This window comes from Staphylococcus simulans, from assembly GCF_025561465.1.
Lineage (GTDB): Bacteria > Bacillota > Bacilli > Staphylococcales > Staphylococcaceae > Staphylococcus > Staphylococcus simulans.
In genome coordinates this window covers 2,463,713-2,485,935 of sequence record NZ_CP095100.1, presented here as the reverse complement: position 1 = coordinate 2,485,935, position 22,223 = coordinate 2,463,713, and the positions used below count along the sequence as shown (strand labels likewise).

At 39.1% G+C, this 22,223-nt stretch carries 21 protein-coding genes; all 21 read left to right on the top strand.

Going from position 1 to position 22,223, the window contains the following annotated elements; all coding sequences use genetic code 11:
- Window positions 1-259: 259 nt before the first annotated feature.
- The 21 genes from rnmV (at window position 260) to hslO (ending at window position 22,036) form a co-directional block, all read left to right on the top strand.
- Complete coding sequence (rnmV, locus tag MUA87_RS11810) at window positions 260-811, top strand: ribonuclease M5 (RefSeq protein ID WP_057510605.1); 552 nt, start codon at window positions 260-262, stop codon at window positions 809-811.
- Between the two features lie 3 nt (window positions 812-814).
- Entirely contained in the window at window positions 815-1,702 is an 888-nt protein-coding gene (gene rsmA, locus MUA87_RS11805; RefSeq protein ID WP_031262872.1) for a 16S rRNA (adenine(1518)-N(6)/adenine(1519)-N(6))-dimethyltransferase RsmA, read from the top strand.
- A 99-nt stretch (window positions 1,703-1,801) separates the two neighbouring features.
- On the top strand, window positions 1,802-2,065 hold the full coding sequence (gene veg, locus MUA87_RS11800) for a biofilm formation stimulator Veg (protein ID WP_002481909.1): 264 nt from the start codon (window positions 1,802-1,804) through the stop codon (window positions 2,063-2,065).
- Window positions 2,066-2,581: 516 nt separating this feature from the next.
- A complete protein-coding gene (gene ispE, locus MUA87_RS11795) occupies window positions 2,582-3,436 on the top strand; it encodes a 4-(cytidine 5'-diphospho)-2-C-methyl-D-erythritol kinase (protein WP_023016276.1) in 855 nt (284 codons plus the stop codon).
- A gap of 16 nt (window positions 3,437-3,452) precedes the next feature.
- Window positions 3,453-4,277: a pur operon repressor gene (purR, locus tag MUA87_RS11790; protein WP_002481911.1), complete on the top strand. Its 825-nt coding sequence runs from the start codon at window positions 3,453-3,455 to the stop codon at window positions 4,275-4,277.
- 16 nt (window positions 4,278-4,293) lie between these two features.
- Window positions 4,294-4,674, top strand: coding sequence for a RidA family protein (locus tag MUA87_RS11785; protein ID WP_002481912.1), 381 nt, complete (start codon window positions 4,294-4,296; stop codon window positions 4,672-4,674).
- Between the two features lie 64 nt (window positions 4,675-4,738).
- Complete coding sequence (gene spoVG, locus MUA87_RS11780; protein ID WP_002481913.1) at window positions 4,739-5,056, top strand: septation regulator SpoVG; 318 nt, start codon at window positions 4,739-4,741, stop codon at window positions 5,054-5,056.
- Window positions 5,057-5,325: 269 nt separating this feature from the next.
- Complete coding sequence (gene glmU / locus MUA87_RS11775; RefSeq protein ID WP_002481914.1) at window positions 5,326-6,690, top strand: bifunctional UDP-N-acetylglucosamine diphosphorylase/glucosamine-1-phosphate N-acetyltransferase GlmU; 1,365 nt, start codon at window positions 5,326-5,328, stop codon at window positions 6,688-6,690.
- A gap of 102 nt (window positions 6,691-6,792) precedes the next feature.
- The gene (locus MUA87_RS11770; RefSeq protein ID WP_002481915.1) at window positions 6,793-7,758 is read left to right on the top strand and encodes a ribose-phosphate diphosphokinase; all 966 of its coding nucleotides are present in this window, start codon (window positions 6,793-6,795) and stop codon (window positions 7,756-7,758) included.
- A 240-nt stretch (window positions 7,759-7,998) separates the two neighbouring features.
- Window positions 7,999-8,649 (top strand): 50S ribosomal protein L25/general stress protein Ctc, encoded by a 651-nt coding sequence (locus MUA87_RS11765; protein WP_002481916.1) that lies wholly within the window; start codon window positions 7,999-8,001, stop codon window positions 8,647-8,649.
- Window positions 8,650-8,836: 187 nt separating this feature from the next.
- Window positions 8,837-9,409, top strand: coding sequence for an aminoacyl-tRNA hydrolase (gene pth / locus MUA87_RS11760; protein ID WP_002481917.1), 573 nt, complete (start codon window positions 8,837-8,839; stop codon window positions 9,407-9,409).
- Between the two features lie 5 nt (window positions 9,410-9,414).
- A complete protein-coding gene (gene mfd, locus MUA87_RS11755) occupies window positions 9,415-12,924 on the top strand; it encodes a transcription-repair coupling factor (RefSeq protein ID WP_391540741.1) in 3,510 nt (1,169 codons plus the stop codon).
- Window positions 12,914-14,449: a polysaccharide biosynthesis protein gene (locus MUA87_RS11750; RefSeq protein ID WP_023016274.1), complete on the top strand. Its 1,536-nt coding sequence runs from the start codon at window positions 12,914-12,916 to the stop codon at window positions 14,447-14,449. The genes mfd and MUA87_RS11750 overlap by 11 nt, the downstream gene beginning before the upstream one ends.
- On the top strand, window positions 14,449-15,642 hold the full coding sequence (locus tag MUA87_RS11745) for a MazG nucleotide pyrophosphohydrolase domain-containing protein (RefSeq protein ID WP_262550863.1): 1,194 nt from the start codon (window positions 14,449-14,451) through the stop codon (window positions 15,640-15,642). The genes MUA87_RS11750 and MUA87_RS11745 overlap by 1 nt, the downstream gene beginning before the upstream one ends.
- A gap of 1 nt (window position 15,643) precedes the next feature.
- Window positions 15,644-15,910 (top strand): RNA-binding S4 domain-containing protein, encoded by a 267-nt coding sequence (locus MUA87_RS11740; RefSeq protein WP_002481921.1) that lies wholly within the window; start codon window positions 15,644-15,646, stop codon window positions 15,908-15,910.
- A 13-nt stretch (window positions 15,911-15,923) separates the two neighbouring features.
- A complete protein-coding gene (locus MUA87_RS11735; RefSeq protein ID WP_002481922.1) occupies window positions 15,924-16,301 on the top strand; it encodes an FtsB family cell division protein in 378 nt (125 codons plus the stop codon).
- Between the two features lie 134 nt (window positions 16,302-16,435).
- Window positions 16,436-16,846 carry a S1 domain-containing RNA-binding protein gene (locus MUA87_RS11730; RefSeq protein WP_002481923.1) on the top strand — a complete coding sequence of 137 codons (411 nt, stop codon included), beginning with the start codon at window positions 16,436-16,438 and terminating at the stop codon, window positions 16,844-16,846.
- Between the two features lie 101 nt (window positions 16,847-16,947).
- Entirely contained in the window at window positions 16,948-18,228 is a 1,281-nt protein-coding gene (gene tilS / locus MUA87_RS11725) for a tRNA lysidine(34) synthetase TilS (RefSeq protein WP_262550861.1), read from the top strand.
- A gap of 5 nt (window positions 18,229-18,233) precedes the next feature.
- On the top strand, window positions 18,234-18,773 hold the full coding sequence (gene hpt, locus MUA87_RS11720; protein WP_002481925.1) for a hypoxanthine phosphoribosyltransferase: 540 nt from the start codon (window positions 18,234-18,236) through the stop codon (window positions 18,771-18,773).
- Window positions 18,774-18,893: 120 nt separating this feature from the next.
- Window positions 18,894-20,996 (top strand): ATP-dependent zinc metalloprotease FtsH, encoded by a 2,103-nt coding sequence (gene ftsH / locus MUA87_RS11715; protein WP_106421112.1) that lies wholly within the window; start codon window positions 18,894-18,896, stop codon window positions 20,994-20,996.
- 152 nt (window positions 20,997-21,148) lie between these two features.
- On the top strand, window positions 21,149-22,036 hold the full coding sequence (hslO, locus tag MUA87_RS11710) for an Hsp33 family molecular chaperone HslO (RefSeq protein WP_023016270.1): 888 nt from the start codon (window positions 21,149-21,151) through the stop codon (window positions 22,034-22,036).
- The last annotated feature ends 187 nt before the right edge of the window (window positions 22,037-22,223 follow it).

Here is a 22,223-nt window from a genome sequence, read left to right as displayed (position 1 = left end):
AGGAAATAAAGGCATAAAAAATAACCATCCAACTTTGGTTGAATAGCTATAACATTCGCCATCTCTTTTTAACGGGCCCAGAGTGATAACATGTTAGCGCATGTTGTTTTCCATCTTAATGTAAATAATAAAGATTTCGGCTTTGGACGTCAAAATATATAATTAAACAAGATACGATATAACGTGACGATGTTTTATTTTTCATGCTGACAGATATGGTATAGTATTAAAGTTAACACTGTGAAAGGTGACGAAAGCGATGAAAATAAATGAGTTTATTGTGGTAGAAGGCCGCGATGATACAGAGCGTGTTAAACGTGCAGTAGAGTGCGATACGATAGAAACAAATGGCAGTGCTATTAATGCAGAAACGTTAGATGTGATTCGATATGCGCAAGAAACAAGAGGTGTAATTGTTTTAACAGACCCAGATTTCCCGGGTGATAAAATTCGAAATACGATTCGTGATCATGTACCAGGTGTGAAACATGCGTATATTGATCGTGAACAAGCGAAAAATAAACGTGGTAAAATCGGGGTGGAACATGCCTCGTTTGAAGCCATCAGAGAAGCGTTAATGCATGTATCTTCACCGTTTGAAGAAGGCATGGAATCTATCAGCAAAGCTGTTTTGATTGATTTAGGTTTAATTGTCGGGCCTGATGCGCGTCATAAACGAGAAGTATTAGGGCGTAAATTACATATTGGTCATTCCAACGGCAAACAACTTTTAAAGAAATTAAATGCGTTTGGTTATACAGAAGCAGATGTCAGAGCTGCTTTGAATGAAGATAAAGGAAGTGAAACGTAAGTGATGAAAAAAGATATAGCAACACCGACACGTACGCGTGCCTTGTTAGATAAATATCAATTCGATTTTAAGAAGAGTTTAGGTCAAAACTTCTTAATTGATGTGAATATTATTCATAAAATTATCGAAGCGAGCAACATTGACGAAACAACTGGTGTTATTGAAGTCGGTCCTGGTATGGGGTCTTTAACAGAACAATTAGCGAAACATGCGAAAAAAGTCGTAGCGTTTGAAATTGACCAACGCTTGATTCCTGTTTTAGATGATACTTTGTCAGATTATGACAATGTGACTGTGATTAATGAAGACATTTTGAAAGCAAATGTGGTAGATGCAGTGCAAACACATTTTTCAGACTGCGATAAGATTATGGTCGTTGCGAACTTACCGTATTATATAACGACACCTATTTTATTGAACTTGATGTCTCAGTCTTTACCGATTGATGGCTATGTGGTGATGATGCAGAAAGAAGTCGGAGAACGCTTAAATGCGGCTGTCGGCACAAAAGCTTATGGTTCATTATCGATTGTGGCGCAGTATTATACTGAAACATCTAAAGTACTGACTGTGCCTAAAACAGTCTTTATGCCACCTCCGAATGTAGATTCGATTGTGGTTAAACTGATGAAACGTACTGAACCGATTGTTTCTGTAGACGATGAAGATCGCTTCTTTAAAATGACAAAAGCAGCATTCAGCCAACGTCGAAAAACCATCGCAAATAATTATCAAAGCTTATTTTTCGATGGTAAAAAACTGAAAGACAAGATTAAAACTTGGCTAGATGAGAGTGGAATTGATCCAAGACGTCGTGGAGAAACATTATCTATTAAAGAATTTGCGAATTTGTACACTAACTTGAAAAATTTCCCGGAATTAGAGTTTTAAAATATTGACATGCTGCCCGTCGATTGTTAAAATTTAAATTTTATTTGACTGAATCGCTATAAATGTGTTATAATACAATTTGTAGCGAGGTGGAGCAATATGCCAAAATCAATTTGGGAAATCAAAAATGCACTTGAGTGTCATTTAGGAAACCGTATTGTACTTAAAGCAAATGGTGGTCGTAAAAAAACAATCGAACGTTGTGGCGTGTTATCAGAAACATATCCAGCGGTATTCGTTGTTGAATTAGACCAAGATAAACACAACTTTGAACGTGTATCTTATACATACACTGATGTGTTGACAGAAAACGTCCAAGTTTCGTTTGTGGATGAAAATCACCAGGATGCAGTTGCACACTAGAATATCATAACATTGAAGCTATATGCTTCGTATAAAAAAGAGGAATCCTGATTCAGGATTCCTCTTTTTATTTTGCTTTATTTTAAGTTTGAGGATTTTCAGATCTCAAAGGTCTTCTGAATACTTGAACAGATTGTGCCAGTCATTATACAGAGTTTTAAGTTTGTGGTAGTGATTTTGCTTTTCACTGTGATGATGCGGGTTGCTTTGTGAATCGAAAATTGGAATTCCTATGTAAATTTTAAATTTGTATGCATAGGTATGAAGTTGAGTAACAGCAAGTATCTCTTTACGAAGCGTGAATATAAAACATCTTCGCAACTTAGTTAAAACTTTTTCATTTTCATAACATTAAGCACTGTGATATATGGTAATGTTCGTGTTATAATAACACTAATGCAAATGATGAACGTCATTTTAATGCTGTGAAAGAAGAGGGAACCTCTCTCGTCGCCTGATAGGCGAAGCAGACATTTCTGAACTAAAGCAAATTTAACAGTAAAGGTGGGCGGTAAGATGATATATGAAAAGGCACCTGCCAAAATTAACTTCACTTTAGATGCACTTTATAAAAGAAATGATGGGTTTCATGAAGTTGAAATGGTAATGACAACGGTGGACTTGAATGACCGCGTTACTGTTGAAAAGCGTGAAGATCAACGTGTTGTTGTACAAGTGGATTATAATTTTGTGCCTGAAAACGCGAAGAATTTAGCGTATAAAGCAGCAATGCTGATGAAAGAAACATATCAAATCCAACAAGGTGTGACGATTGTACTGGAAAAGGAAATTCCAGTGTCAGCAGGCCTTGGCGGTGGTTCTGCTGATGCGGCAGCCACAATGCGTGCAATGAATCGGTTATTTGAACTTGGTTTGTCATTAGATGATTTAAGTCGTTTGGCAAGTCAGGTCGGTTCCGATGTGCCTTTTTGTATTTACAGCAAAACAGCGGTATGTACAGGACATGGTGAAAAAGTACGTTTGTTGAAACGCCCGCCGAAAGCTTGGGTAGTCATCGCAAAGCCGAACGTCGGCATTTCAACACCTTGTGTGTTTCAAGCGTTGCGTATTGAAGAAACACCGCAGCAAGCGACACAATCAGATGCATGTATCAAAGCAATTGAAGACGGAGATTATAAGCAAATCTGTGCATCGTTATCTAATAGCTTAGAAGCGATTTCCATGGACATGCATCCAGACATTCAAAAGCTGAAACAAAATATGCTTAACAGCGGTGCAGATGGCGCGTTGATGAGCGGCAGCGGCCCGACGGTATATAGCTTAGCGAAACATTATAAGCAAGCACAAAACATATATAACGCGGTTCACGGGTGCTGTAACGAGGTTTATTTAGTCAGATTACTAGGTTAAGAAAGGAAGGATTCTCTTGCGTTATAAACGAAGCGAACGCATTGTGTATATGACTCATTATTTGATGAGCCATCCAAACAAGTTGATACCATTGACGCATTTTGTGAAGAAATTTAAACAAGCGAAATCATCAATCAGTGAGGACATCCACATTGTTCGCGAAACCTTGCATAAAGAAAAGCTGGGTACAGTGATTACGACTGCAGGTGCAAGCGGTGGTGTGACATATCGTCCGACAATGAGCAAAGAAGAAGCAGAACAAGTGATTGATGAAGTGATTGTACATCTTCAAGAAAAAGAGCGCTTATTGCCAGGTGGATATTTATTCCTATCCGACTTGATGGGCAATCCAGAATTGTTGAATAAAGTTGGACGTTTGATTGCGACAATTTATATGGATGAAGACTTAGATGCGATTGTGACGATTGCGACAAAAGGGATATCTCTTGCCAATGCCGTAGCAAATGTATTAAATTTACCAGTAGTTGTTATTCGAAAGGATAATAAAGTAACTGAGGGTTCTACAGTCTCTATCAACTATGTATCGGGTTCTTCGCGCAAGATCGAAACAATGGTCTTGTCGAAACGCACATTAAAAGAAAATTCGAATGTATTAATTGTCGATGACTTTATGCGCGCGGGCGGCTCGATAAATGGCGTGATGAATTTAATGAATGAGTTTAAAGCGCATGTCAAGGGGGTATCAGTACTTGTAGAATCTAAAGAAGTCAAACAAAGATTGATTGAAGATTATACTTCCTTGGTAAGACTGTCTGATGTAGATGAATACAATCAGGACTTTAAAGTCGAACAAGGCAATGTTTTATCTAAATTCTCATAAAGGAGCGGTCAACAACATGAAGACGATTCACAGTAATAAAGCGCCTGAAGCTTTAGGCCCTTATTCACACGCAGTTGTCGTGAATGATTTGGTTTACACTTCAGGGCAGATTCCACTAAATGAATTTAATGAACTTGTCAGTGATGAAGTACAGGTACAAACGCGTCAAGTACTTGAAAACCTTAAAGCGGTTTTACAAGAAGCGGGTGCCGATATGGATTCAGTGATTAAAGCAAATATCTTTATTAAAGATATGAACGATTTCCAAGAAATCAACGAAGTTTACGGCTTATACTTCGATGCGCATAAACCAGCAAGAAGCTGTGTGGAAGTTGCGCGTCTGCCAAAAGACGTAAAGGTTGAGATTGAGGTTATCGCTCAAGTTAAAGGAAAATAATTTTTAATTAAATATTGTAAGCTTCTATAAGACAATAGAGAGATATACTAGGGGGGCTCACTACATGAAAGTGACAGATGTAAGACTTAGAAAAATACAAACTGATGGAAGAATGAAAGCACTAGTGTCAATCACACTAGACGACGCATTCGTAGTCCATGATTTGCGTGTAATTGAAGGCAACTCAGGTCTATTCGTCGCAATGCCGAGCAAACGCACACCAGATGGTGAATTCCGTGACATCGCGCATCCGATTAATTCAGATATGAGACAAGAAATTCAAGATGCAGTGATGAAAGTATATGATGAAACTGATGAAGTCATTCCAGATAAGAATGCGAAACCATCAGAATCAGAAGATAATGATAACGAAGAAGCTTAATTAAAAGCTTAAAGATAGAAATGTAACTTTTAAACCCTCGGTCATGTGATCGAGGGTTTTTTATACCATTTGATGGGCTGGATAACTTGAATGCACGAGTCTTTTTTATCACCAAACAATATTGTGTAAAATATTAAAAAGATATGCTATGATAAAACGGACTTGTTCAGCTTATCTCCTCAAACGGATGTAAGGGTGAGTCTTGAAAGTGCAACTTACCTTAATTTATAATAATAACGAAGTGTAAAATTATTGGAGGGTTCGCAGTCATGCAGAGATATGCGGTAGTATTAGCAGCTGGTAAAGGTACCAGAATGAAATCGAAACTTTACAAAGTGCTACATAAAGTAGCGGGCAAAAGTATGATTGAGCATGTGGTCGACAGCGTGAAACAAGCAGGAACAGATGAAATTGTCACAATCGTCGGACACGGTGCTGAAAGTGTGAAAGAAACTTTAGGAAGTCAATCATCTTATAGTTTCCAAGAGGAACAATTAGGTACAGCGCACGCTGTGAAAATGGCAGCTGATGAATTGAAAGGTAAAGAAGGCACAACGTTGGTCGTGTGCGGCGATACTCCGCTTATCACACCTGAAACATTAAAAGCTTTGGCAGATTACCATGAAGCACAACAAGCAGGTGTTACAGTGCTGTCTGCGACAGCTGACAATCCATTCGGATATGGTCGTATTGTCAGAGATCAAGATGGCCGTTTGGCTAAAATTGTAGAACAAAAAGATGCGACAGAAGCTGAACGCGAAATCGATGAAATCAGTACAGGTATTTTCGCATTCGATAACGTTTTATTATTCGAGTTATTAGAAAAAGTTAAAAACGATAATGCACAAGGTGAATATTATTTACCAGATGTCATTACGTTAGCGCTTGAAGCGGGTAAAATCGCAGACGCTTATCGTACTGATGACTTTGATGAAATTATGGGAGTGAACGACCGTGTTGCGTTAAGTAAAGCAGAAGCGGCTTATCGTGAACGTGTGAATGAGTATCATATGCGTAATGGTGTCACTTTAATTGATCCAGCTTCAACGTATATTGAAGCCGATGTACAAATTGGTATGGATACAATTATTGAACCAGGTGTGCATTTAGGTAAAGGCACTGTCATCGGTGAAGATACAGTTATCGGTCAATACTCAGATGTTAATAACAGTACTATCGGTAATCGTACGACAATTAAACAATCAGTGGTCAATGATGCGACAGTCGGCGATGATACAACAGTAGGTCCATTCGCACAATTAAGACCAAACGCACATTTAGGTAATGAGGTGAAAGTCGGCAACTTTGTCGAAGTGAAGAAAGCAGAACTTAAAGATGGTGCGAAAGTATCGCACTTAAGTTACATCGGAGATGCTGAAATCGGCGAACGTACGAATGTCGGTTGTGGTTCGATTACAGTCAATTACGATGGTAAAAATAAATTTAAAACAATTATCGGAAAAGATTCATTTATCGGTTGCAACACAAATCTAGTTGCACCTGTAACAGTCGGTGATGGTGTCTTAATCGCCGCTGGCTCAACGATTACAGACGATATTCCAAATGACAGTTTAGCCCTTGCACGCGCAAGACAAACGACAAAACCAGGCTATTTAAATAAAAATAACGACTAACAACTATTGATGTATCTTGTCCAATTCAGTAAAATTAAATAGGATGTTATGTATCAGTTCGACCTGAACGACGCATGAATGCAAATAAATGGAGGACTATAAATGTTAGCTAATGAATATAAAAATTCATCTTTAAAGATTTTCTCGTTGAAAGGAAATGAGCCGCTTGCACGTGAAGTAGCGGATAACATTGGAATTGAATTAGGGAAATGTTCGGTAAAACGTTTCAGTGACGGCGAAATCCAAATCAATATTGAAGAAAGTATCCGAGGTTGCGACGTCTTCATTATCCAACCTACATCTTATCCGGTTAACGTACATTTAATGGAATTGTTGATTATGATAGATGCATGTAAACGTGCTTCTGCGGCAACAATTAACATTGTGGTTCCTTATTATGGTTATGCACGTCAAGACCGTAAAGCACGCAGCCGTGAGCCGATTACTGCGAAATTAGTTGCTAACTTGATTCAAGTAGCAGGCGCAGACCGTATGATCGCTTTAGACTTGCACGCACCACAAATTCAAGGATTCTTCGATATTCCAATCGATCACTTAATGGGTGTACCGATTCTTGCGGAATACTTCAAGAGCAATCCTGATATCGACCCAGAAGAAACAGTTGTGGTTTCACCAGACCACGGCGGCGTGACACGCGCACGTAAATTAGCAGACATTTTGAAAACACCAATCGCAATTATCGACAAACGTCGTCCAAAACCAAACGTTGCAGAAGTTATGAATATCGTAGGTGATATTGATGGACGTACTGCAATTATCATTGACGACATTATCGATACAGCTGGAACAATCACATTAGCAGCACAAGCGTTGAAAGACAAAGGTGCTAAAGAAGTTTATGCTTGTTGTTCACACGCTGTACTTTCTGGACCAGCGAAAGAACGTATTGAAAACTCAGCAATCAAAGAATTGATTGTGACAAACTCAATCCGTCTTGACGATGGTCGCAAACCAGAAAACACAACTGAATTATCAATTGCTGGATTAATTGCTCAAGCAATCGTTCGTGTTTACGAAAGAGAATCAGTGAGTGTATTATTCGACTAATGATTAAAACTGCAGTCTTTGGCTGCAGTTTTTTCATTTTCACGGTATTAAATCAAATGAGCAGTTGACGTAATTTGTAAAAATGTGTATAATAATTCCGTTCGTGACTTTCTGTAACGAACATATCAAACACTTGCAAGCGGTCAAACAACCGATGGGCAAGTGTCGGAGAGATTGACTATTGAACGCTTATTATAAGCAACGATCTGATATCTCATATACGAAAGGTGGAAAAAGGAAATGGCTTCATTAAAGTCTATTATCCGTCAAGGTAAACAAAGACGTTCTGATTTAACAGCAATCAGAAACTCAGGTAAAGTACCAGCAGTTATGTATGGTTACGGTCAAAAAAACGTATCAGTTAAAGTTGATGAAGTAGAATTCATCAAAGTTATCCGTGAAGTTGGACGTAACGGTGTTATTGACTTAGGTGTAGGTTCTAAAACAATCAAAGTAATGGTAGCTGACTACCAATACGACCCACTTAAAAACCAAGTTACACACATCGACTTCTTAGCAATCAACATGACTGAAGAACGTACTGTTGAAGTACCTGTACACTTAGTTGGTGAAGCAGTAGGCGCTAAAGAAGGCGGCGTAGTTGACCAACCATTATTCTACGTTGAAGTTACTGCAACTCCAGACAACATTCCTGAATATCTTGAAGCAGATATCACTGAATTAGAAATCGGTGACACTATCGCAGTTCAAGACTTGAAAGTAACAGGCGACTTCACAATCGAAAACGATCCTGAAGATACAGTTGTAACTGTAACACCTCCAACTCAAGGACCAAGCGAAGAAGAAATCCAAGAAGTTGAAGCAGGCGACGCTGATACTCCAGAACCAGAAGTTGTTGGAGAAAACAAAGAAGACGAAGAAGAAGAATAATTTTTTCTTATATTTGTGCCGTTCACATTTTTGTGTGATCGGCTTTTTTTATTGCGTCATATTACATGCTTTACGTGTCAGGGTTTATCCTGATTTGTGTTAATATAGGGAATAAAGCGATACATAGACATCGGTGTAGATGACCGATGCCAAATCAAAAGAAAAGAAGAGATGGAGGCAGAAAAGCATGAAGTGTATTGTCGGATTAGGCAATATCGGTAAACGATTTGAACAAACCAGACATAATATCGGGTTTGAAGTAATAGATTATTTATTAGAATCTAATCAATTAAAGTTAGATAAACAAAAATTCCGTGGCGCATATACGATTGAACGTGTCGCAGGTGACAAAGTATTATTCATTGAACCGATGACTTTGATGAACTTATCAGGAGAAGCTGTCGGTCCGTTAATGGATTACTATAATGTAGATGTTGAAGATTTATTAGTGCTCTATGATGATTTGGATTTAGCACAAGGACAAGTCCGTTTACGTCAAAAGGGCAGTGCCGGCGGTCATAATGGTATGAAATCGATTATTCAACATCTTGGTACAGATCAATTCAAACGTATCCGTATCGGTATCGGAAGACCGACCAACGGTATGTCTGTACCAGATTATGTCTTACAGAAATTCTCAAAACAAGAAATGGAAACAATGCAAAAAGTAATAGAACATTCTGCACATGCGGTGGAAGATTTTATCGCGAGTTCGCGTTTCGACCATGTGATGAATGAATATAATGGTGAGGCTAAGTGAAATCAATAATTACAGATTATTTAAATAAAGATAAACGATATGAAGAGTTAAACGATGTATTCGGACATGAAAATGTCTTAGTCACTGGCTTATCCGGTGCGGCGAAAGCGACAGTAATGGCAGAAAAATATTTGTCTTCAAATCGCCCGATGGTCGTGGTGACAAATAACTTATACCAAGCAGATAAATTAGAAGCAGACTTACAACAGTATATCGAAGCAGAAGACATATACAAATATCCGCTTCAAGACATCATGACTGAAGAATTCTCCACACAAAGTCCGCAGTTGATGAGCGAACGTGTGCGTACCCTTACTGCCTTAGCACAAGGCCAGCGAGGGTTCTTTATCATACCTTTGAACGGCCTGAAAAAACTACAGACGCCTGTAGAGATGTGGCAAAACCACCAAATCACTTTGAAAGTCGGAGATGACATTGATGTCGATGCATTCTTCAACAAACTCGTTAATATGGGTTATCGCAGAGAAAGTGTCGTGTCACATATCGGTGAATTCTCAGTTCGTGGGGGCATCATTGACATTTATCCATTGATTGGTGAACCTGTACGTATTGAACTCTTCGATACTGAAGTGGATTCAATTCGTCAATTTGATGTGGAAAGCCAACGTTCAGAAGCAAACCAAGACGATGTTCATATCACTTCAGCAAGTGACTATATCATCACAGAGGACGTCTTGAAACGTATTAAAACAGAACTTAAAACGGCTTATGAAACAACACGTCCTAAAATTGAAAAAGCTGTACGTCAAGATGTCAAAGATACGTATGAAAGCTTCTTACAATTTGATACGAACTTTATTGACCACCAAGTGATTCGTAGATTGGTCGCTTTTATGTACGAACAACCTGCGACACTGGTCGATTACATCAGTAATAATGCGATCATCGTCGTTGATGAATATAACCGTGTCAAAGATACAGAAGAAACATTGATGTCTGAAGTCAATGACTTTATGCAGCAGTTGATTGAAAGCGGTAAAGGGTTTATCGGTCAATATTTCTTAGACGATGATGCCTTTGAAAACTTGATTAAAACACGTAACATCACTTATTTCACACTGTTTACCGCAAGTATGCCAGTGAAATTAGATCACATTATCAAATTCTCAAGTAAACCTGTCCAACAATTCTATGGCCAATATGACATTATGCGTTCTGAATTCCAACGTTATATCAATAACGGTTATACGGTTGTGGTACTAGTTGAAACAGAAACGAAAAAAGAACGTGTCAAAGCCATGATGAATGAAATGCATATTCCGATTGTAGAAGCGGGTGCGAGTGCGAATATTCAAGGTGGACACGCAGTTATTGTAGAAGGCAGTCTATCTGAAGGTTTTGAGTTGCCTTATATGTCGCTTGCGGTCGTGACAGAACGCGAGTTGTTTAAATCTAAACAGAAAAAAGCGAAGAAACGTACACCGACGATGACTAACGCAGAACGCATCAAATCTTATCAAGACTTGAAAGTCGGCGATTATGTTGTTCATGTGCACCATGGTGTAGGGCGTTATTTAGGCGTTGAAACGCTTGAAGTCGGTGATGTACACCGAGACTATATTAAAATTCAATACAAGGGAACAGACCAACTCTTTGTGCCGGTTGATCAAATGGATCAAGTTCAAAAATATGTGGCATCAGAAGATAAAACGCCTAAATTAAATAAACTTGGCGGTACAGAGTGGAAGAAAACCAAAGCCAAAGTTCAACAGAGTGTTGAAGATATTGCGGATGAACTTATTGAACTGTATCGTGAGCGTGAGATGGCAGAAGGGCATCAATTCGGACCGGATACAGAACAACAACACGAATTCGAAATGGACTTCCCTTATGATTTAACAGCGGACCAAGCCAAATCTATTGATGAAATCAAAGAAGACATGGAGAAAGAACGTCCAATGGACCGCTTGTTATGTGGTGATGTCGGTTACGGTAAAACCGAAGTGGCATTACGTGCAGCTTTCAAAGCAGTCATGGAAGGGAAACAAGTCGCTTTCTTAGTACCAACGACTATTCTAGCGCAACAGCACTATGAAACGTTGTTGGAACGTATGCAAGATTTCCCAGTAAATATTCAATTGATGAGCCGCTTCCGTACACCTAAAGAAATCAAAGAAACGAAACAAGGTTTAAAAGACGGTACCATCGACATCGTGGTGGGTACACATAAATTACTCGCAAAAGATGTGAAGTATAAAGATTTAGGTCTATTAGTTGTCGATGAAGAACAACGCTTTGGTGTTCGTCATAAAGAACGAATTAAAACACTGAAAACGAATGTGGATGTTTTAACTTTAACAGCTACACCGATCCCAAGAACACTCCACATGAGTATGTTAGGGGTACGTGACCTGTCTGTGATTGAAACACCACCAGAAAACCGCTTCCCAGTCCAAACTTACGTGTTAGAACAAAACACGAACTTTATCAAAGAAGCTTTGGAGCGTGAACTTGCGCGTGGCGGTCAAGCGTTCTATCTATACAACCGTGTACAATCCATCTACGAAAAGAGAGAACAGCTTCAAATGTTGATGCCAGATGCGACCATTGGTGTGGCACATGGCCGTATGACAGAACGTGAACTAGAAGATACGATGATTGGTTTCGTCAATGGCGAATACGATATTTTAGTGACAACGACAATTATTGAAACAGGTGTCGATGTGCCGAATGCGAACACGTTGATTATTGAAGAAGCAGATCGCTTCGGTCTGAGCCAACTCTATCAATTGCGTGGACGTGTGGGTCGTTCTTCTCGTGTCGGTTATGCTTACTTTTTACATCCGACAAACAAAGTATTGTCAGAAACTGCAGAAGAACGCCTGCAAGCGATCAAAGAATTTACTGAACTCGGCAGTGGTTTCAAAATAGCGATGCGTGACTTGAATATTCGTGGTGCCGGTAATTTATTAGGGAAACAACAACACGGCTTTATCGATTCTGTCGGCTTCGACTTGTATTCACAAATGCTTGAAGAAGCGGTTAATGAAAAACGTGGTATTAAACAAGAAAGTGAAACACCAGAAATTGAAATTGAATTGAATATTGATGCGTACTTGCCGACATCTTATATACCGAATGAACAATCGAAAATTGAAATCTATAAGAAATTACGTCAGATTGAAACTGAAAATGAGTTAATGGATATCAAAGATGAGCTTATCGACCGCTTCAACGATTATCCGGTTGAAGTAGAACGTCTATTAGACATCGTTGAAATCCGTATTCATGCCCTACATGTCGGCGTAACGCGAATTAAAGATACAGGCAAAGCGATTGAAATTTATCTATCTGAAAAAGGAACAGAAGATATCAATGGTGAAGCACTCTTTAAACAGACGTTGCCGCTTGGCAGAGATATGAAAGTTGGTGTGTCTGAAGGTGCGATGACTGTGACACTTATGAAAAATAAAAAAGCAGGTGCGTGGTTTGACCGCTTGAAATTCTTGATGAAAGCTTTAGAAGAAAGTATGGTCATTCCAGATGAAGCGTAAATCAGCCTTCAGCGGTGTCGTCATTCTGACTTTGGCGTTAGTGATGGTCAAAATACTGAGTGCGATATATCGTGTTCCATACCAAAACGTACTCGGTGATGCGGGGCTATATGCGTACCAACAAGTATATCCATTTTTGTCGCTTGCGACGATTTTATCGATGAATGCGATACCGAGTGCAGTGACGCAAAACTTCGGTGCACATTGGACGCATCGTAAAATCAGTCATGTCATGATTGGTATACAAGGTGTATGTTTCATCTTATTTGCGTTGATCTTCATTTTGGCACCTGTCATTGCTCATCTGATGGGTGATATGCATCTGACACCGATGATCCGTATGGCGAGTTGCAGTTTCTTGGTCGTCGGTTGTTTAGGTGTCTTGCGTGGCAGCTTCCAATCACGTCAACAAATGGATGCGCCGGCTTTTTCACAAGTCATTGAACAAATTGTGCGTGTCGGTATTATCTTGGTGTTGATTGTAGTGTTTGTTCAGTTGGATTGGTCGATTTATCGAGTAGGAACTTGGGCCATCTTAGCTTCAGCTTTAGGCTTCTTAGCGGCTACTATCTTCTTAAGTGTGAAACGACCGTTTCAATTTGAGTTTGCGTTGCGTGAAGATGAGATGACTAAAGTCGTATGGCAACGTTTGACTGCAGCGATTATTATCTTTTCAGCGAGTCACCTTATTGTGACGACGTGGCAATTGATGGACAGTTTCTCAGTGATTCGCACCCTGCAGTATTATGGCTTATCGTTTAAAGAAGCGATTGTGCAAAAAGGGATTTATGACCGTGGCGCATCTTTTATTCAAATCGGTTTGATTGTGACGACAACATTTTGTTTTGTGTTGATTCCTTTATTAACCAATGCGTTTGCGGAACAACGCTTTGAACGTATGAACCGATATGCGGATGCGACGTTGAAGATTACGATGACTATCAGTGTTGCGGCGGGCGCAGGATTAATGAATTTATTGCCTTTAATGAATCGTGTGTTCTTTAAAAATGATGTCTTAACCGCTACGCTCGTTATTTATATGTTGACGGTCATTTGTGTTTCGTTGATTATGGTGAATATTGCTTTGCTAGAAGTACGCAGACAATCTCGTTTGATTCTGATTGCTTTCGGCTTAGGTGCAGTTATAAAATTAATAATGAATTTTGTATTGATTCCGAACATCGGTATTATCGGGGCAAGTGTCAGTACGGTACTGTCATTATGTTTGTTTGCGTTTATCTTGCAGTGGCGAACGTTACAATTCTATCGCTTGCGTCACATGCGTAATTTTGTCTCGAAGCTGCTTGTGACAGTTGTTGCGATGACTGCGGCAGTACAACTGATTATGTGGATGACGCCGACAGAAGGGCGTTTAACAGGCATGGTAGAATTACTGCTTGCGGCGCTCGTTGGTGTTGCGGTAGTTATTATCGCGATTGCGACATTGAATTTATTAACTTATCGTGAATTGCAGCATATGCCGTTCGGAGATAAATTATACCGTTTGAAGAAAGGACGAAAATGATGAGTCATACCATTACAATTGTAGGTTTAGGCAACTATGGTTTAGATGAATTGCCTTTAGGGATTTACCGCTATTTGACCCAGCAAACTCATATTTATGCACGTACACTAGATCATCCTGTGGTTGAGGCGCTAAAAACAGAAGCACCGCAATTAGAGTGGTCAAGTTTTGACCCAGTATATGAAGCGCATGATGCGTTTGAAGCAGTGTACCAAGCGATTGTTGATCAATTAATTGAAGCGGCACAACAAGAAAATGTCGTTTATGTGGTACCAGGTCATCCGCGTGTGGCAGAAACGACAACAGCGTTGCTGACAGCCTATGCGCAGTCACATCCAGAGTTTGAAGTGAAAGTGCTTGGCGGTAAAAGTTTCATTGATGATGTGTTTGAAGCGGTACAAGTGGACCCAAATGGAGGTTTCACTTTACTAGATGGAACAGCTTTAAAAGCAGAACAGCTGAATATCCGTACGCATACGTTGATCACGCAAGTGTATAGCGCAATGACAGCAGGAGATTTAAAGCTGACATTGATGGAGCGTTATCCTGATGATTATAGCGTTTATATTGTAGATGGCGCGCGTAACACAGGAGCGACATTAATTGAGACGCCTCTATACGAATTAGATCGTCATGATATCTTCAGTAATTTAACAAGCGTCTTTATTCCGCGTATTGAAGATGAAACTTTAATGCATGGTGATTTTGATTATGCGGTTAAAGTGATTGATACGTTAGTAGATGATGACAAAGGTTGCCCTTGGGATAAAGTACAAACACACGAAACATTGAAACGTTATCTTTTAGAAGAGACATTTGAACTATTTGAAGCCATCGATCATGAAGATGACTGGCATATGATTGAAGAACTGGGTGATATCTTATTGCAAGTGCTGTTGCATGCGGCTATCGGCAAAAAAGAAGGTTATATTGATATTACTGAAGTGATTGAAAGTTTAAATGATAAAATGATTCGACGTCATCCGCATGTGTTTGCGGACGCAAAAGCAGAAAATATCGAAGACTTAAAAGGTATTTGGTCAGAAGCAAAAGCGAAAGAAGGCAAAACGCCGCGTGTGAAATTTGAGAAAGTATTTGCAGACCATTTTATGACGTTGTATGATGAAGTCAAAAATAAAGACTATAGTGAAGCGGAATTAAAAGCTTTGTTGGAAAAGAAAGAAGGGGAATAACGTGAGATTAGACAAATATCTAAAAGTATCTCGTTTAATCAAACGCCGTACACTTGCGAAAGAAGTCAGTGACCAAGGCCGTGTTCAAGTGAATAACAACACGGCTAAAGCAGGTACGGATGTCAAAATCGGTGACGAAATCGTCATTCGTTTTGGGCAACGTGTGATTACAATTCGTGTCACTGGATTAAGCGAACATGCGTCGAAAGAGAATGCGAAAGGCATGTATGAATTAGTGAAAGAAGAACGTATTAATGAGAATGACTAAGGAGTGACATACCATGGCTAGAAAAGTAGAGCATATGGAAAACAGGTATATCGAGAACGAAAACCGAAGAAAAAGACAGCGCGAAATGAAAAAGCGTGTGGTTAAACGTCGTATTATGCTCTTTGCGGGGATTTTACTCGCAATCATTATCGTCCTTTCTGTCATGGTTATCTCTCAAACAAGAAGCAATGCTGAAGATGCGCAGGAACGTAAAGTAAAAGAAGAAAAGTTCCAAAAACAGCAAGATGAAGAAATTGCTTTGAAAGAACAATTGAATAATTTGAATAACAAAGAGTATATAGAGAAAGTCGCACGTGACGATTATTATTTAAGTAATGATGGGGAAGTCATTTTTAAATTACCTGAAGAGAAGAAAAAAGAAGGAAAATAACGTCTAATGTGTTTTTAATGTAAGAAAAGTATAATATCTAACTGTTTTAACTGATATGCCATTGTTAAATTAGCACAACAAGCATATAATAGAGTTAAGTAAAATTGAAAGAAATCGGAGGATTTATTTAGGATATGTCAATCGAAGTAGGAAGCAAGCTTAAAGGGAAAGTCACTGGTATCAAAAAATTTGGTGCGTTTGTAGAATTGCCTGGAGGGAAAAGTGGCTTAGTTCACATCAGTGAAGTTGCAGACAATTATGTTGAAAATGTGGAAGATCACTTGTCTGTTGGAGATGAAGTAGAAGTTAAGGTACTATCTGTTGCTGACGACGGTAAAATCAGTCTTTCAATTAAAAAAGCGAAAGATCGTCCGAAAAGACAACATCATAGAGGCGGCCATGGTGGTCATGGCAAACCATCACATAACAAACCAGAAGACTTTGAAAAGAAATTAAGCAACTTCTTAAAAGATAGCGAAGAAAAAATGACGTCTATCAAACGCCAAGCTGAATCAAGACGCGGCGGAAGAGGTTCAAGACGATAATTCAACATAAAGCAGATGACTGTTTCGAAGGGAACAGTCTCTTTTATTTTTGTCTGAAATTTTATCCATGCGTATATTTCAAATGAGGACGAGGTGAGGATATGAATATTTATACAGAAGGCTGGTCTGAAAATGACCATCTTGCATTAGCGGTTTCCACAGGTGTCGACAGCATGGTATTATTACATATGTTGACCACACACTATCATCATACATATCGCCAACTGACCGTGTTGCATGTCAATCACGGAATCAGATCGGCTTCTTTAGAAGAAGCGGCTTTCTTAGAACGTTATTGCCAGCAACATCATATCCCGCTTCGCACCCACGAATTGGATTTATCCGCATTGACTAATAAAGGTAAGAGCATTCAACAAGATGCACGTCAAAAGCGCTATGCTTGGTTTGAGTCTGAAATGAAAGCATTAGGTGCTACTGTTTTGTTGACAGCACATCACTTAGATGACCAGTTAGAGACGATTTTCTATCGTCTTATGACAGGACGGTCTACAAGAAGCAGACTTGGGATGCAGGAAGTAGAGGAGAGAAGCGGTTATCGCTTAGTCAGACCTTTACTGCATACCGATAAACAAGCTGTTAAAGCGTATCAAGCTGAGTATCAGGTGCCGTATTTCGAAGATGCGTCTAACCAAGATAATCATTATGTACGTAACGATATTCGTAATCGCATTTTTCCAGCCATAGATGCGAATGACCACCTAGATACTGCGCAGTTGTTAAAGTTGAAAGCTTGGCATGATGAGCAATTCGATTTACTGCATCAAGCAGCAGATGATTTTATTAACCAACATGTTACGCACGAGTCAGAAATGATTCAGGTAGACCGTACTGCATTCAATAGATTGTCGCATTCGTTAAAAACAATCGTGCTGGATCAATTGCTTGAGGCTTATGTATCAGGCGCTCCCATTTCTGAACAAGCGTATCAAGAATGGTTTGCGCAAATTGAAAATTCTCAATCTCAAGCGATAATTTATGCGACAGATAAATGGAATATTCAAATTGTGTATGATAAATTTATAATAATGGGTTGCACAAAAAACGAGACGACACCACAGCGGATTACACAACCAGGTTATTATGATTATGGTACATACCGCATTATAGTTCATGATGATATTGAGGGTTCGGACTTCCCAATGGTAATACGTTCGAGACAATCGGGAGATCGCTTCGTACTACCAAACAAAGAAGGCCATCAGAAAGTCAACCGCTTAATGATCAATCGCAAAGTTCCTAAATTTGAACGTGAGCGATTGCCCATATTGCTTAATAAACAAGGGGAGATTATTGCAGTAGGTACGTTGTACACTGCGGCAGATTATGAAGGGAAATTAGAGATAATAAATTTAGGAGTGTAGCCGAAATGAAGGAAGATTTAAAAGAAATATTGATGACGGAAGATGAAATCCAGCAACTCTGCCGTGAACTGGGAGCAAAAATCACAGAAGATTATGCCGATAAAGACCTTGTTTGTGTAGGCATTTTAAAAGGTTCAGCAATGTTCATGTCAGATTTAATCAAACGCATCGATACACATTTAGCAATTGATTTTATGGATGTATCAAGCTATCACGGCGGTACAGAATCTACAGGAGAAGTTAAAATCTTAAAAGATTTAGGCAGCTCTATTGAGAATAAAGATGTATTAATCGTAGAAGATATTCTAGAAACGGGTACAACTTTGAAATCAATTACTGAACTATTGAAATCTCGTCGTGTGAATTCTTTAGAAATCGTCACATTGCTAGATAAACCAAACCGTCGTAAAGCAGATATCGAAGCAAAATATGTAGGCAGAAAAATTCCAGATGAATTCGTAGTCGGATACGGCTTGGATTATGCGGAATTTTACCGTAACTTGCCATACATCGGAACATTGAAACCAGAGATTTATCAAAAATAATCGACAAATGAATACTATAGTAGGCTTACTTTTTCTACAAAGTTGAAATACTAGCCATTAAAAGTTATATTGTGTTACAATTTTTGTTAGTTTTATTATTGGAGTAGGAGGAAAAAACGCATGCAGAAAGCTTTTCGCAATGTGCTTGTAATCGCAATCATTGGCGTTTTTATATTCGGTTTATTTTCCTGGCTGAATGGTAACGGCAATATGCCGAAACAACTATCATATACACAGTTCTTCGAAAAACTTGAAAAAGGCGATTTGAAATCAATCGAAGTTCAGCCTGAGCAGAACGTTTATATGATCACTGGAAAGACCAAGAACGGTGAAGATTATTCTTCAACGATGCTATATAATAACGAAAAAGACTTACAAAAAGTCACAGGTGAAGCACAAAAACAAAAAGATTTAAAATTTACAGTTAAAGAAGAAGAAAAACAAAGCGTATTTGTTAGTATTCTTTCAACATTGATTCCAGTATTGGTTATTGCTTTATTATTCATATTCTTCCTTAGTCAAGCGCAAGGCGGCGGAGGCGGCGGTCGTATGATGAACTTTGGTAAATCCAAAGCTAAAATGTACGACAACCAAAAACGTCGTGTACGTTTCTCTGACGTAGCCGGTGCAGACGAGGAAAAACAAGAATTAATCGAAATTGTCGACTTCTTAAAAGACAATAAGAAATTCAAAGATATGGGCTCAAGAATCCCTAAAGGGGTACTCTTAGTCGGTCCTCCAGGTACAGGTAAAACATTGCTTGCCCGTGCCGTAGCTGGTGAAGCAGGCGTGCCATTCTTCACAATCAGTGGTTCTGACTTCGTTGAAATGTTCGTCGGTGTCGGTGCCAGCCGTGTTCGTGATTTATTCGATAACGCGAAGAAAAACGCACCTTGTATCATCTTCATTGATGAGATTGACGCAGTAGGTCGTCAACGTGGTGCCGGTGTCGGCGGCGGTCACGATGAACGTGAACAAACATTGAACCAATTATTAGTTGAAATGGATGGCTTCGGCGAAAACGAAGGTATTATCATGATTGCGGCAACAAACCGTCCTGATATCCTTGACCCAGCGTTATTACGTCCAGGTCGTTTCGACAGACAAATCCAAGTCGGTCGTCCAGATGTTAAAGGCCGTGAAGCGATTCTATATGTACATGCCAGAAACAAACCATTAGATGAAACAGTAGACTTAAAAGCAGTTGCGCAAAGAACACCAGGCTTCTCTGGTGCCGATTTAGAAAACTTGCTGAACGAGGCTTCGTTAGTTGCAGTTCGTGACGGTAAGAAGAAAATCGACATGCGAGATATTGAAGAAGCAACAGACCGTGTTATCGCAGGTCCAGCTAAGAAATCTCGTGTTATTTCTGAGAAAGAACGTAATATCGTCGCGCACCATGAAGCAGGACATACAATTATCGGTATGGTACTTGATGAAGCTGAAGTGGTACACAAAGTTACAATCGTACCGCGTGGACAAGCTGGCGGTTATGCGATGATGTTACCAAAACAAGATCGTTTCTTAATGACAGAGCCAGAATTGCTTGATAAGATTTGCGGCTTGCTCGGTGGTCGTGTATCTGAAGATATCAACTTCAATGAAGTGTCTACAGGTGCATCAAACGACTTCGAACGTGCAACACAAATTGCGCGCTCAATGGTAACTGAATACGGTATGAGTAAGAAACTCGGACCAATGCAGTTTACGAAGAGCGGCGGTCAAGTGTTCTTAGGTAAAGATATGCAAGGCGAACCAGAATACTCTGGTCAAATCGCTTATGAAATCGATAAAGAAGTACAACGTATCATCAAAGAACAATATGAACGTTGTAAACAAATCCTACTTGAACATGAAGATCAACTTAAACTTATCGCTAAGACATTGTTGACAGAAGAAACATTAGTACGTGAACAAATCCATTCATTATTCTACGAAGGTAAATTACCTGAAGTGAACTATGATGAAGCGAAAGTTGTTAAACAAGGTGATGAAGAGTTCCAAGAAGGTAAATTCGGTAAATCTTATGATGAAATCCTTGAAGAAGTCCGTGAAGAGGACAAGGAATATCAAGAAGAAGAGGCTGAAGTAGACGAGCAAGAAAAACGTCAAAAAGAATCAGAAGCACATCCAGAAACGAAACATTCTGATGAAGCAGCTGAAGATGACACACCACATGAAGCTAAAGACAAAGATGACTCTGACCATCGAAACGATAAATAAGACGATTCTATTGTCTGAAACTAAATAATGTAGATTAAAATCTCTTTCTGCTATCATTAGGAATACGCAGAAAGAGATTTTTTAACGAAAATAATTGAATGATGAAATCATAAATGTTGAAAATTAAGCGAAAGAAAGAGGCGTAAAAAGATATGACTCAAGACTATATAGTAAAAGCACTGGCATTTGATGGAGATATCCGTGCGTATGCAGCGGTAACGACTCATGCAGTGCAAGAAGGACAAACAAGACATTACACATGGCCGACAGCATCAGCAGCATTAGGTCGTACAATGACAGCAACTGTTATGATGGGTGCCATGTTGAAAGGTGACCAAAAATTAACTGTCACTGTAGATGGCCAAGGTCCAATCGGACGTATTGTAGCAGATGCGAATGCGAAAGGCGACGTACGCGCATACGTTACGAATCCACAAACACATTTCCCATTAAATGACCAAGGTAAATTAGATGTGAAACGTGCAGTGGGTACAAACGGTACATTAACAGTTGTTAAAGATGTAGGGATGAAAGATTACTTCTCTGGTTCAAGCCCGATTGTGTCAGGTGAACTAGGTGAAGATTTCACATACTACTATGCGACAAGTGAACAAGTCCCATCATCTGTTGGTTTAGGTGTGCTTGTAAATCCAGATAACTCTATCAAAGCAGCAGGCGGTTTTATTATTCAAGTCATGCCGAATGCGAAAGAAGAGACAATTGAAAAAGTTGAACAAGCCATCACACATATGACACCAGTATCTCAATTGATTGATCAAGGATTATCACCAGAAGAACTGTTGACTGAGATTTTAGGTAAAGAACATGTGAAATTCTTAGAAACAGTACCCGTGAAATTCGAATGTAACTGCAGTCATGAAAAATTCTTAAATGCGATTAAAGGCTTAGGTGAAGCTGAAATTCAAAGCATGATTGATGAAGACCATGGTGCAGAAGCAGAATGTCATTTCTGCCGTACGAAATATCACTATAGTGAAGCGGAACTTAAAGGTTTAATCGAAGAATTGCATGCTAAATAAACACATTGAAAAGCGAGACGATCAGACGTCTCGCTTTTTTACTGTAACGAATCACAGTGTAAGACGTTTCTTTTATGGGAAAAGAGGAAATAATAAAGAATAGAGACAATGAACTTGTGGAACAATGTATAAATCTGATAAAATAATAATATCCGATGAAATAGATAAGGTTTAATAGAAATAATGG